A 12543-nucleotide genomic window follows, 5' to 3' on the forward strand; every position below is an offset into this window, starting at 1 on the left:
CACATGCAGAAAATCTATTTAAATAAAGCGTACTATTACCTAACAGCAGTAGTTTTGACACTATTGATGCTTTCCCTACCAACTTCAAAAGCTGGCATGAATATCTTCTCTGCACTCCTGGCTCTGGGAGGTTTCGGTTACGCGATATTCAATGTTAAGACACTAACAAAGCTCGAAAAGTTTGCCTTCTTATTCTGTATAGCGACGTATTCGATAGGTGGGATAGAAAGCTACGCACTCCACGCATCGGAGCTCGATTTTGCCTATTACATGCAAAAGAACAGCTTTTGGTTGCTGATTCCTGTCTTCATTTTGATTCTGAAGCATGAGCAACTTAAAAATCTTGCCTGCATTGCATTTATCCTGGCAGCAACAATTGCGGGAATCGAAAGTTTGTACGATGCCTATCTTGCCAATTTTGACGTTTACGCACGCTCTACTGGTTTTTTAGGGCATTCGCGACACGCCAACAGTATGCTGCTTAGCATCGGTTTGTCTTTGATCTATCTGAATAAAAAAGAAACAGGAACCGCCATCAAGTCACTGCTATGGGGCTGTATAATTATTGCTATATTGAGTTTACTCGTATCCGGAAGCAGAGGGGCTTGGCTGGGCGGAGGAGCGATGCTGCTTTACGTCATAATCCGTTTCCATAAAGCATTGATAAAACCGGGAGTTATTCTTGCTATTTTGGTTGCCGTCATTGCGTCAATCAGTTTCCCCGATAAAGTGGAGCGCTATGTTGAGCGCGCAAAATCCATTGTTCACCTTGAACTCAGTGGTCTAGCTCGCTTAACCATGTGGCGTGGTGGCTTAGAGTATATGGGACATCAAGTTTCAGACTCCCCAATAACACTCATAGCGGGATCTGGTATGTACAGTGCCAAGGAAAAATACTTGAGCTATGTGGATGCTTTACAGCCAGAGGAGAGAGAACACCTACTAACCGATGGCAGCGTATTCGGCGGCTCTGATTTCCACAACTCAATCCTCGATGTTTTTGTTAAATCGGGAGTTTTGTATGCAACACTCTTTTTTGGCTCATGGGCATTTGTGATTTCAAAAGCAATGAAAGGTACCAATCAAGATATTTTCGCTTGCCGATATGTTATAGCCTATTTTGTCGGGCTGTTTGTGATTTATCAGTTTTATACCATCGCTCAAGATTACGCTACGTACGCTACGGCATTTGCAGTATCATTGTTACTTTCTGAAATGATGCGAGAAAAAGAAGCATGAAAATCAGCTTGATTGTCGCAGTATACAAAGATTACCAAGCACTCAACCTTATTTTGGAGCAAGCGGCAAAACAAACGTACGATAATTTTGAAATCGTGATTGCCGAGGATGCAATAAGCCAAGACATTCCGGAGCTCGTATCCAAATTTTCTCACATTGATATTGTGCATTGTTCGCAGGAAGATTCGGGTATCCGAAAAATGCGCTCAATCAACAACGCCATTAGAGCATCCACTGGGGATTACTTAATCTTCACTGATGGCGATTGCATTCCCGCCCCTGATTTCTTTGAATGCCACGCAAAAATGGCAACAAGAGGCACGATACTTTCTGGTCGAAGAACCAATCTGGGTCCTGGTTTTAGCACTCGAATTAGACAAGGCAACTTAGATACTGCCGAACTCGCTAACCGCTACCTTCGATATTACCCTCAGGTGGCCTGGGATGGCAAAGAAGGGCACGCAGAGACAGGACTTTGTTTCAAACCGGATGGTTGGATTTTCCAAACCTTTTTTGCAAAATCAAAGCGTTCCACAAGCCTCCTCGGCTGCCATTTTAGCTGTTTCAGAGAAGACATGTATTTCATCAATGGATTTGACGAGTCCTATGGAGAAACCGCACTAGGGGACGATACCGATATTGAGTGGCGCTTTCGTGCAGCTGGGTTTGAATTGAAATCAGTCAAGCACGCAACAACGGTATTCCACTTGTATCACGAGAAACGTGACCGCTTTATTCCGGAAGAAGAAGCCCTTTACCACACAATGCTAGACCGAAAATCCAACAAAGAGTACCAAGCAAAAATCGGGCTAAAATAACGTTAGCCCGACTGAAACCTTGCATCGAAATCTTCTAAGTTAACGCTGCATACACCTTCAAGCCAAACTTACGCCAAATACGTACTCTTTCACCTAATGTCAAACCGCTTTCCTTTACCAGCGATTGAAACTTTTGAACATTACGATCGTCGCCCAAGGCATAATCTGTAGATCGAAGTGCCGTTTGCATGTAGTCCATAAAAACCAATTTGAAAAATGCGGACAGGGTGGATGAATTACTGGATTTCAGCGACGAAATTTCTTCCATTAAATTATTGACGACAGCAGCATGACTGCGAATATCCGCAGGTCGAAGTGTGCCTCCTTCTGCTCGCATGGATGAGTTTTCGTGCTGAACATAGAAATAATGCTGGGAATCCAAGAACGAAACCCGATCGGCATGAAGTAAGGATTTAAAGGTGAAGTCTACATCTTCGTACCTCACACCCTCCAAATACGCTAAGTGATACTGTTCAATAAATTGTCGGCTCCACAAATGGGAAGGGGTCGTCGCAGAGTAAACTTTGTACTCTCGCGCTTTGGGTAAATACTCAAGACCCGAACTCACTGGAAGTCCACTGATCGCCTTTAAACGCTTCTCTTTTTCGACCACGTACACTTGTTTGGTTCTTGGGTCTACTTCAAAGTTAGTCCCCATACACAGATCCAAATGATGTGTATATGCGTACTTAACCATCTCTTCTATTTTCTTTGCGTCAACATAGTCATCCGCATCACAAAATAAAATGTAGTCTCCCTCAGCCATGGTCATCATTCTGTTTCGGGAAGCGGCTTGCCCTGAATTTTCTTGAGTCACCAAACGAAAATTATAACGTTGTTGAAGTTTCAGCAGCTGACTCGCGGTAGCATCTTTAGAGCCATCGTCAGTAACAATCAAATCGAGGTCTATAGAGGAAATTTCAGCAATTGACGCTATGCATTGCTCGATAGTGTCTGCGGCATTGTAAGCGGGTACCAATACAGATACTTTTAATTCTTTTTTATTTGTCATGCTCTCGATACCCTACAATAATCGGCTCCATGCTCTCGATGATATCTTCACCTAAGCTGCGTTGAGCCTCTTTCTCAAATGACCTTTTAAGTCGTTCCAAATTCCCTTGCTTCCAACTCTCACCACTTTGCTGGAAGCATTTATCAAAGTCGATGATCCAAAATTTTTCTTGCTCATCCATCAAAATATTATGGATATTCAAATCCGTGTGGTTAATGCCAAGATCATGCATTTTACGGATCTCTCGGCCAATTTGCTGATAGTGCCGTGCTTCTAATGTCTCGGATTTTAAAATGTCCACCAAGTCTCTGGCGTTTTTAATCTTCTCGGTGATGATGTCAGCACGATAAGTCAGCCCTGTTTTTTGAGCGTTGGCTGCGATCGGTTTAGGAACATTAAGTCCATTTTTACGCATTAAGCCAAGCAATGAGAACTCTAATGCGCTGCGGGTTTTGTCAAACCCCGTAAACACATACTGATCTTTAACGAGTTTGCCAAATAGCCCACCACGCCGATAGTGTCGCAATGCAGCGTGTGTTTCTCCCAAATCAACAAACCATGTTGTCCCTCTGCCACTGGCTTGCCCAATTACTTTGTTTTGATTTTGCCAATAGTCGATGTCGAACAAGCGATCTAAATCATGATGAATAACATTGCTGTCATACCATATTTTTTGATTCTTGCTGCAGTGGGTCTTAATCATGATTTATAGAAGGTGAGAAAACCGTGGGTCGATTTTACATTCTTAAAGCTTAACTGCATAATCCTTAGCAACTTATCAAAGAACTTTCTTTCACTATGACGCTTTTTACAAGCCCGCCCACCTCTATCTGTGTCTTGCGTTTATCTGCCATTGGCGACGTCTGTAACACGATTGCTGCGGTTCAAGCTATTCAAAAGTATTGGCCAGAAACGCAAGTAACGTGGATAACAGGAAAGCTCGAAGCGCAATTGCTTGAATCTATTGACAACATAGAGGTCATTATTTTCGACAAAAAGCAAGGGTGGCGTGGCTATGTATCGGTATGGAAGCAACTCAAGGGAAAAAGGTTTGATGCTTTATTACACATGCAGTACGCCATCAGAGCGAGCATCGTCACCTTAGGCATTAAAGCTAAACACAAGTTGGGCTTTGACAAAATCCGCAGTCAAGATGGGCAACATTGGTTTACCAATACCAAAGTACCATCACCCGAAAAAACTCACGTTTTAGATGGGTTGATAGCCTTTAATGAAGTATTGGGCATACCGGATTGCTCCCCTAAATGGGATCTTTCTTATCCAGAATCGGCTGGTGTTTGGGCACAAAGCCATTTACTTGCAGACAAACGTAATCTAGTGATCGTTCCGGGTGCAAGTAAAGCCTATAAGAACTGGACGATTCAAGGCTATGTCGATCTCATCAATCATGCGGACAAATTGGGCTGGAACGTTATTCTTGCTGGTAGCCCATCGCCTGTGGAACAAAAGCTAACCCAGTCAATTCTTCAATCATTAAAAAAACCAGTCACCGACTTAGTGGGTAAAAGCAGCCTGCTGGAGATGCTAGCTCTACTTGATCAATGTGATTTGGTGGTTGCACCTGATACGGGTCCGACCCATATGGCAAATGCAATGAATACCCCAGTGATCGGGTTGTATGCCCACCACAACCCAGCTCGGACAGGTCCTTATTTGTATCAGGATTATGTTGTCAGTGTGTGGGCACAAGAGATAGAAAAGCAGACGGGAAAGAATCCATCTCAATTACCTTGGCGCTCGCGTGTCAAAGACGAAAAAGCGATGGCTAACATCCCGTCGGCAGATGTCATCGCAATGTTTAACCGTGTGCGCAGAGAACAGAAATTATGACGCAGCTTTCCCAATCTAACCGCGCGACTATTGCTGCGGTCATCATTACCAAAAATGAAGAAGACAGTCTCAAAGACTGCTTAGAAAGCCTGACATGGGTTGATGAAATCGTGATCGTTGATTCAGGTAGCACAGACAAAACCGAAGCTATCGCGAAACAATACACCGGCAAATTCTTTATCAATTCGGATTGGCCGGGTTTTGGCAAGCAGAAGCAACTCGCCCAGAGCTATACGGAATGTGATTGGATTCTCGCCGTTGATGCAGACGAACGCATTGATGAAACATTAAAAAGTAATATTCTTGATATGTTAGAAAATGTCCCCGATAACACCGTTTTTAATCTTAATGAGCTAACTTGGGTCTTTGGTCGATTCCTAAAACATTCGGGCTGGTACTATCGACATGTCCGCCTTTACCCCAACAAGCTAACAACGTACAACGACAACCTCGTTCATGAATCAGTCGTTATTCCCGACGGATGTAAAGTGGCAGAGCTCGATGGCGATATCCTTCACTACTCCTACAAAAACCTGAACCATTATCTCGTTAAGTCAGCCGGTTACGGCAAAGCTTGGGCGGATCAAAGACAAGCTAAAGGAAAAAAAGCGTCGCTGTCTCAGGGGGTGGTTCATGCACTCGCCTGTTTTATGAAAATGTATGTACTAAAGCGAGGCTTTTTAGATGGGAAACAAGGATTCTTGATTGCTTTGTTATCCGCGCATTCTACCTTTATCAAATACGCAGATTTGTGGGCGAGAGATAACGATCCCCATTATAAATAATGGGTGACTAAACCCTATGCTAAAGGGCAGTTTATGCTATATCTGCCCACCACTTCTTCACTTGCTCGGCGCATTCCGCCACATCAATACGAGACATATCTTCTTGCTGGTCTTTACTGCTGGCTTCAGGTGGGCAAAAAGCAATGTGCTTCCCTTCTGAATTAATGGGTCGCCAGCGAAGTGGCGTTGCTGAGCGCTTGCTCGGAAAGAACCCGACCGTGGGTACATCCAACGTTGCTGCTATATGAAGGGGTCCCGTCGAGCCCGCAATAAACATGTCTGCACAAGCAATGGAATAGGTAAAATCGACCAGCCCATCATTTTTGCTGTATACCACTGACTTCACACCAAGATCGGACAACAAAGCATGCAATTCCATGGCTTTACTTTCTTCACCCGGACCAGCCGTGAGAATGTATTCTCTATCTACCTGCAAATTTTTGATAAACGCTGAATACTGTTCCAATGATAGGTTATTAGCCGAACCGCCGCTGCCTGCATGAACAAACACCCAAGGTTTGTCTTGGGAGATATCTAACTGCCTAGACAGTTTGTCCTTTTGCGCAGCTAAAACATCTGCCGTTATAGTCAAATAAGGTGCGTTGGGCTCAACAATCTTGCCTCCGACACCCGATAAAAATGAGCGAACAAGATCGAGATTGTACTCAAACTCGGGTTTAGCCGATTGTGAACGTTTCTGTTTGATTCGTTTGTTGTAAAAAATCTGGGCAATTTTCGTTGCGGGCGCAAGGCGATAGGGAATTTTGGCTTTCCATACCAGTGATGCGTTGTAAGAAGTAGAGAATAAATTGATTGAAGCGTCAAATTGCTCCGATTTTATTCGTCTCACCAGCTCCGTTTTTTCTTGTTTCGGCGCTTTTGAACCACAATCGACGATAACAGAATCAATCCAAGGGCAAAGCTCTGCCAATGCTTTGGTGTAACCTGGGACAAGTGCGGTAATTTCTACGTCAGGCATTGATTGTTTTAGCATAGCGAAACTCGGCCATGCCAACATAAAATCGCCTATCTTATCGTTTCGAATAACCAGTATTTTTTTCATCTTATTTTCCGCACTGTGGTTCGCCACACATGATACCCAGTTACATAGCGAAGTTTGAGTGTTTTTTGCTATGATGACAGCAGATTAATGAATAAAAGCAAGCGAGTAAAATGTGTCAGCAAAACGTATCTCCCGAGTGATTTACCCGGGCACCTTCGACCCATTAACCAACGGCCATTTAGATTTGATTGAACGTGCTGCCGATATGTTTGATGAAGTGATTGTCGCCGTCGCCGCCAGCCCAAGTAAGAACACCATGTTCACCTTGGAAGAACGAGTCAAGTTTGCACAAGTTGTCACGAAGCATTTAGATAACGTCACAACAAAAGGTTTTTCAGGGCTGATGGTGGATTTTGCTCGTACAGAACAAGCCAATGTTCTGATTCGTGGGCTGCGAACCACTGGCGACTTTGAGTACGAATTTGGCTTAACAAACATGTACCGAAGGCTGCTACCAGGGTTAGAAAGTGTGTTCCTTACCCCAGCCGAGGAGCACGCGTTTATTTCATCCACCATTGTTCGCGAAGTCGCCATTCACGGTGGTAGTGTTGCGCAATTTGTTCCCACTATCGTCGCCGCAGCTTTGGAGAAGAAGTATCAAGAGCGCTCTAAAGGCTGACACACTGGGCAGTAGAAGGTATTTCGCTGCCCAATTTTGACATCTTCGATCACGCTCTCACAAACCGTGCATTTTTCCCCCGAACGTCCGTACACTTGAAGCTCTTGGGCGAAATAACCAGGCTTGCCATCAGCTTGATTGAAATCCTTAAGTGTCGTCCCACCTTGTTTAATCGCAGTATCCAGTACTCGCTTGATGTTGCTGTGCAATAATTCAAGCTCACTATCATTGAGTTGATTGGCTGGTAACTGTGGATGGATACGAGACATGAATAGCGATTCATTGGCGTAAATGTTACCCACACCTACCACAACCTTGTTATCCATAATGAACTGTTTAACAACGGTTTTTTTACGTTTGGCTTGCTGTGTAAAATAATCAATATCGAAAGCGTACGTTAACGGCTCAGGTCCCAAATGATTAAGCACATCAGGTTGTTCTCCATATTCCGCGTGTAACCACGATCCAAAGCGTCGAGGATCGTTATAGCGAAGGACTTTGCCATTGGTTAAAACCAGATCAACGTGATCGTGCTTTCCCGGTTCAATGAAGGCATCCAAAACGCGTAAACTTCCCGACATTCCCAAATGCACGACTGCGCTACCCGCCTTTGTTTCTATCATCAGGTATTTTGCTCTACGCGTAATATCCAGAATTTCTTTGCCTACCAATGTTTGAATACTTTCTGGCACCATCCAACGCAGTTTGGGCTGTCTCACGTGTATGGCTTTGACTTTTTGCCCTTTCAAATGAGGTGTAATCCCTAGGCGACTCACTTCAACTTCTGGTAACTCTGGCATCTTAATTCCTTGATTAGGCTGTCGGTATATCGGGAACGAGGTTATGATTATACTCAAGCTACCTCAAGGTGCTTGAGTATATACTTAAAATACGTCTGTTTGAGGCATTCAATGAAGCTTTCCCGTCGTGGCTGGAACAACATTCTGATCTTATCGATCTTGGCATTTATTGCCGTTATCAATGCACCAAGTGTATTAAGAAAGCACTTTGGGCTTGGTGAAACCAACACGCTTCCTTATGTTATTAGCCCGAATGAAAAGCCAAGTGCCTTGCATTTTGCTCAATGGTCACTTGAAAATGTCGATAATGAATGGAATTCGACACGCCAACTCTCTATCGACCCGTTACAAGCTGCGCTCCGGTGGACAGAGCTCACTGGTACTCAGGTGGATTCAGATACGTACGATAAGTTGAAAGGAAATCTCCCTCCCGCCAGAACGTTAGAGGTGTGGTATGTCGGTGTCGAAGAACCGGAAAGAATCACATTTTACCAAACCCCAAGCTTTTGGTTGCTTCAAAATTGGGAAGGTGACTGGGTTGCTGTTTCCGTAGAAAAAAAGTACCTTTTTCCATTCATTTAACTTCTACTCTCAAACACTCAGCTGACATCTACATTAGGATTTACGAGTCAATGATATTAACGCTCCTTTCTTTTGGACAAAAAATTGAAACACACCAACAAGCCTGTTTTTCTATTCTTTCTTTTCTGAAAAGCCCAGATATATCAAAAGTATGTATTGTTACTGATTATCCAGAAGCTTACGAATTTCTTGGTGATCGCCTTCATACCATCAAAATAAAACCTGATGACTTTAAAACATGGCGCGGTAAGTATGACTTTTTTTGGCGGATAAAAATGACCGCCATTCTAAAAGCAACCGAGCAATTCCCGAATGAGCATATCCTCTACGTAGATTCAGATACGTTTTATCAAAGTGGTCTATGCACAATTAAATTGAATTTGGATAAGGGTTACTCATACATGCATGAGTTTGAGCGAGATCTCTCGGGTTCCGTTCAGGAAACAGATAAAGAAATGAGAGCAAAGCTTTCTGGTAATTCGTATTCAAACATAAAGATTTCTGAAAAATCAGAAATGTGGAACGCCGGTGTAATTGCACTTCCAAGATCGAAAGCCAATAAATTGGTTCTAAAAGCGATTGAGGTGTGCGATGCAATGTGTGCTACTGGTTGTTATAATTGGCTATTAGAGCAGTTTGCCTTCTCAGTAGTTTTGAAAGAAGAAACGACCTTGCTACCAGCAGAAAACCAAATTATTCATTATTGGGGTAACAAAAATAGCTGGAATAATACTATGTCTCAATTCTTCATGGAGAGTCGAATCAGACAAAGCTCTCTTAGCAACGAAATTGACAGGCTTTCTTCTCTAGATTTAACATCCATCCCCACCGTTTTGATTGAAAAAAGCACCAAGCTAAGAATAGAAAGACTAAGTCAAAAGCTGCTGAAACCAAAACTTATTCGTCATTTTAAGCCCTACGAAATGGAACTAGAAAATACAAACTAACAAGCAATAAAAAACCCAGTCGATTGACTGGGTTTTTAAACACTAGCAAAGAATTTGGAAATCAATTACTTGATTTTCGCTTCTTTGTACATAACGTGCTTGCGTACAACTGGATCAAACTTTTTGATCTCAAATTTGCCTGGCATGTTACGTTTGTTTTTGTCAGTTGTGTAGAAGTGACCAGTTCCAGCAGAAGATACTAGACGGATTTTCTCACGAATGCCTTTAGCCATTGTTCAATTCCTCTTATACGTTCTCGCCACGAGCACGGATATCAACAAGAACAGCATCGATGCCTTTCTTATCAATAATACGCATACCCTTAGCAGTTAGACGTAGTTTAACAAAGCGCTTTTCGCTTTCTACCCAGAAACGATGAGTTTGTAGGTTCGGCAGAAAACGACGCTTGGTAGCATTTCGTGCGTGTGAACGGTTGTTACCCGTTACAGGACGCTTACCAGTTACTTGGCATACTCGGGACATGAATGTCTTCTCCAAATCGTTTCAGCTCGATATCAACCTTGGTGGCCGAACCTCTCTATCTATCATATAAGAAGACTGGAGGCCAAATACCGTTATGGAATACCCATACAAGGCTATCAAAGGTCGCGCATTATACTAACTTGATATGCATTGCTCAAGACCCGAACAGATCCTTTTTACAGGTTTTCGTGATCTTTTTTAGGCAGAGCTGATTGAGGTTCATAAATTTCAGTGCGGGGATGATAGCAGATTTTGACTAGCAGACAACTAAAATGTGAGCTCAAAACACGCTAAAAGCCGACTCAGTATGCCTTATCGCGATTCTCTATTATTTTAAGCGCAGTTTCGGTGAGGAAACGGTGCTCAATATTCATATCCACCCTCTTTCCGCAAACGAAACCACCTCTCCATCCCCAATCACAAAGTGATCCAAGATCCGAATATCCACCAGTGCAGTTGCATCTGTTAACCGCCGAGTGATTCTCCTGTCCGCTTGGCTTGGCTCTGCAACACCAGAAGGATGGTTATGCGCTAAAATGAGCGCAGCCGCGTTATGGTGCAGTGCTCTTTTAACCACTTCTCTTGGGTAAACGCTCGCGGCATCGATAGTCCCTTCAAATAACACTTCATCTTGAATCACACGATGCTGGTTATCTAGAAACAGTATATAGAAGGCTTCTCTGTGCCTATCGCGCAAAATACTAGATAGATAAAGTTTTGTGTGTTCAGGGCTCGTCAGCGCATCACCACGCTTTAGGGTTTCCCCAAGATAACGCTGAGTCATCTCAATAACCGCTTTTAACTGCACAAATTTGGCTGACCCTAGTCCTTTCTTCTGGCAGAAGTCTTCTTGGCTGGCTGAAAAGAGGGCTCGCAGCGAACCGAACTCATCTAATAGCTGAGAGGACAACTCAATCACATTGGTGCCTTTGATTCCGGTTCTCAGAAAAATAGCCAGCAATTCAGCATCGGTAAGCGCACTAGGACCTTGGTTAAGTAGCTTTTCTCTAGGCTGAGATTCAGACGGAAGATTTTTGATGCTCATCGAAACGACCTGCAAAAGAACAATGAGGCTCATTGGATAGAGAATGTCGTTTTATATCAATTACCAAACAGTAAATTTCGAGCGAGCGATGATCTTTATGAAATTGAGGAATCAGTAAATTCCACACTCATGTTAGGAGGAACTCAAAAGATGAGAATAGAGAGAGCGCGACACCCTCTCTATAAACAAACTCTGCGATGAGATAAATACAGTCTTCAGCAAAATTCGCTGTTTATCTATCGATACCGCTAGCCAACATCTGGTCGAGGTGTGTCAAAACTCGAAGGCGGCAGTAGAGGAAGCGTAATACGTGGCTGCTCGCCAGTCAGAGATTTCAAGAACTCTGTGATTTTTTCGGCTTCATCATCACTTAGTGCCTGCCCCAACTGTATATCCGCCATGGTTTTTACGGCTTGTTTCAAATCCCAAACCGAACCATCATGGAAGTAAGGATAGGTAAGTTCAATGTTTCTCAGCGTCGGTACTTTGAAGACAAACTTATCAAACTCCTTACCGGTTATCGCTTTTCTGCCTTCGTCGGGGTTATCCGTCGCAAACGGTTTAACCAACCCCATTTTCTGATAGTTCTGACCACCTAATAAAGGACCACTATGGCAAGCTGTACAACCTTTTTGCTTGAACAGTGCATACCCTTCTTTTTGTACATTCGATATCGCATCCGATTGACCTGTTAGCCACAAGTCGAAAGGCGAATTAGGGGTACGCAGTGTTTTCTCAAACTCCGCTATAGCAACCGTAATTTCATCGATACCAAAGCTGCTTTTCCCAAACGCATCTTTAAACAATGCTTGATAACCAGGAATCGATTTTATCGTATCAATCGCTAAGGTATGGGTGAACGCCATCTCTTTTGGGTTCTCAATAGGTCCTGCGGCTTGAGCTTTTAAGTCTTCCGCCCGCCCATTCCAAAATTGAACGAAGTTCAACTCCGCATTCAATACCGTCGGTGAATTGATGGGACCAATTTGCCAACCATGACCAATCGAACTCGGGAGGTTATCCACCCCACCAGTTGCTAGGTTATGGCAAGAATTACACGAAATGGTATTGGACTTAGATAAACGAGGATCAAACCAGAGCTTTTTCCCAAGTTTGACCAAAGAGGTGTTAAGCCCCTCAGCAGGAACAATCACTTCAATAGGTTCCTGAGAGTGGGATTGGGCTTGCACGCTAAAGGAGAAAGCCGCCAGTGTAGCAAACGTCATTATTTTCATTGTTGTCTACCTTATTATGTTTTCGGTGAACGAAACGTCACCGTGTATTCCGACACAACACAGG

At 43.4% G+C, this 12543-nt stretch carries 15 protein-coding genes; 7 read left to right on the forward strand and 8 right to left on the reverse strand.

The window, feature by feature from the left end; all coding sequences use genetic code 11:
- Positions 1-3: 3 nt before the first annotated feature.
- A complete protein-coding gene (locus LDO37_RS17435; RefSeq protein WP_126608108.1) occupies positions 4-1239 on the forward strand; it encodes an O-antigen ligase family protein in 1236 nt (411 codons plus the stop codon).
- On the forward strand, positions 1236-2057 hold the full coding sequence (locus LDO37_RS17440) for a glycosyltransferase (protein ID WP_126608109.1): 822 nt from the start codon (positions 1236-1238) through the stop codon (positions 2055-2057). Before LDO37_RS17435 ends, LDO37_RS17440 begins: the two co-directional genes overlap by 4 nt.
- 34 nt (positions 2058-2091) lie before the next feature.
- On the opposite strand, the gene LDO37_RS17445 is transcribed toward LDO37_RS17440, so the two are convergent.
- Together LDO37_RS17445 and LDO37_RS17450 are read right to left on the reverse strand one after the other, a co-directional pair.
- Positions 2092-3069, reverse strand: coding sequence for a glycosyltransferase family 2 protein (locus LDO37_RS17445; RefSeq protein WP_126608110.1), 978 nt, complete (start codon positions 3067-3069; stop codon positions 2092-2094).
- A complete protein-coding gene (locus LDO37_RS17450; RefSeq protein WP_126608111.1) occupies positions 3059-3772 on the reverse strand; it encodes a 3-deoxy-D-manno-octulosonic acid kinase in 714 nt (237 codons plus the stop codon). The genes LDO37_RS17445 and LDO37_RS17450 overlap by 11 nt, the downstream gene beginning before the upstream one ends.
- Before the next feature lie 95 nt (positions 3773-3867).
- On the opposite strand from LDO37_RS17450, the gene LDO37_RS17455 reads away from it, so the two are divergent.
- Both LDO37_RS17455 and LDO37_RS17460 read left to right on the forward strand, forming a co-directional pair.
- The gene (locus LDO37_RS17455; RefSeq protein ID WP_126608112.1) at positions 3868-4920 is read left to right on the forward strand and encodes a glycosyltransferase family 9 protein; all 1053 of its coding nucleotides are present in this window, start codon (positions 3868-3870) and stop codon (positions 4918-4920) included.
- Positions 4917-5705, forward strand: a complete 789-nt coding sequence (locus LDO37_RS17460; protein WP_126608113.1) for a glycosyltransferase family 2 protein — start codon at positions 4917-4919, stop codon at positions 5703-5705. The genes LDO37_RS17455 and LDO37_RS17460 overlap by 4 nt, the downstream gene beginning before the upstream one ends.
- Before the next feature lie 31 nt (positions 5706-5736).
- Here the strand turns inward: LDO37_RS17460 and LDO37_RS17465 are convergent, their stop codons facing one another.
- On the reverse strand, positions 5737-6768 hold the full coding sequence (locus LDO37_RS17465; RefSeq protein ID WP_126608114.1) for a glycosyltransferase family 9 protein: 1032 nt from the start codon (positions 6766-6768) through the stop codon (positions 5737-5739).
- Between the two features lie 112 nt (positions 6769-6880).
- On the opposite strand from LDO37_RS17465, the gene coaD reads away from it, so the two are divergent.
- Positions 6881-7387 (forward strand): pantetheine-phosphate adenylyltransferase, encoded by a 507-nt coding sequence (gene coaD / locus LDO37_RS17470; RefSeq protein WP_104400986.1) that lies wholly within the window; start codon positions 6881-6883, stop codon positions 7385-7387.
- Here the strand turns inward: coaD and mutM are convergent.
- Positions 7366-8187 (reverse strand): bifunctional DNA-formamidopyrimidine glycosylase/DNA-(apurinic or apyrimidinic site) lyase, encoded by an 822-nt coding sequence (gene mutM / locus LDO37_RS17475; protein ID WP_126608115.1) that lies wholly within the window; start codon positions 8185-8187, stop codon positions 7366-7368. The genes coaD and mutM overlap by 22 nt on opposite strands.
- A gap of 111 nt (positions 8188-8298) precedes the next feature.
- On the opposite strand from mutM, the gene LDO37_RS17480 reads away from it, so the two are divergent.
- On the forward strand, positions 8299-8769 hold the full coding sequence (locus LDO37_RS17480; protein ID WP_126608116.1) for a hypothetical protein: 471 nt from the start codon (positions 8299-8301) through the stop codon (positions 8767-8769).
- A gap of 50 nt (positions 8770-8819) precedes the next feature.
- Positions 8820-9716, forward strand: a complete 897-nt coding sequence (locus LDO37_RS17485) for a hypothetical protein (RefSeq protein WP_126608117.1) — start codon at positions 8820-8822, stop codon at positions 9714-9716.
- 65 nt (positions 9717-9781) lie between these two features.
- On the opposite strand, the gene rpmG is transcribed toward LDO37_RS17485, so the two are convergent.
- The 4 genes from rpmG to LDO37_RS17505 all read right to left on the reverse strand — a co-directional run bounded on the left by rpmG (position 9782) and on the right by LDO37_RS17505 (position 12479).
- The gene (gene rpmG / locus LDO37_RS17490; RefSeq protein WP_004405486.1) at positions 9782-9949 is read right to left on the reverse strand and encodes a 50S ribosomal protein L33; all 168 of its coding nucleotides are present in this window, start codon (positions 9947-9949) and stop codon (positions 9782-9784) included.
- 13 nt (positions 9950-9962) lie between these two features.
- A complete protein-coding gene (gene rpmB / locus LDO37_RS17495) occupies positions 9963-10199 on the reverse strand; it encodes a 50S ribosomal protein L28 (protein WP_004728407.1) in 237 nt (78 codons plus the stop codon).
- A 370-nt stretch (positions 10200-10569) separates the two neighbouring features.
- Positions 10570-11244, reverse strand: coding sequence for a RadC family protein (gene radC / locus LDO37_RS17500; protein WP_101111461.1), 675 nt, complete (start codon positions 11242-11244; stop codon positions 10570-10572).
- A gap of 248 nt (positions 11245-11492) precedes the next feature.
- Entirely contained in the window at positions 11493-12479 is a 987-nt protein-coding gene (locus LDO37_RS17505) for a cytochrome-c peroxidase (RefSeq protein ID WP_126608118.1), read from the reverse strand.
- Positions 12480-12543 lie beyond the last annotated feature (64 nt).

The organism is Vibrio penaeicida, from assembly GCF_019977755.1.
Lineage (GTDB): Bacteria > Pseudomonadota > Gammaproteobacteria > Enterobacterales > Vibrionaceae > Vibrio > Vibrio penaeicida.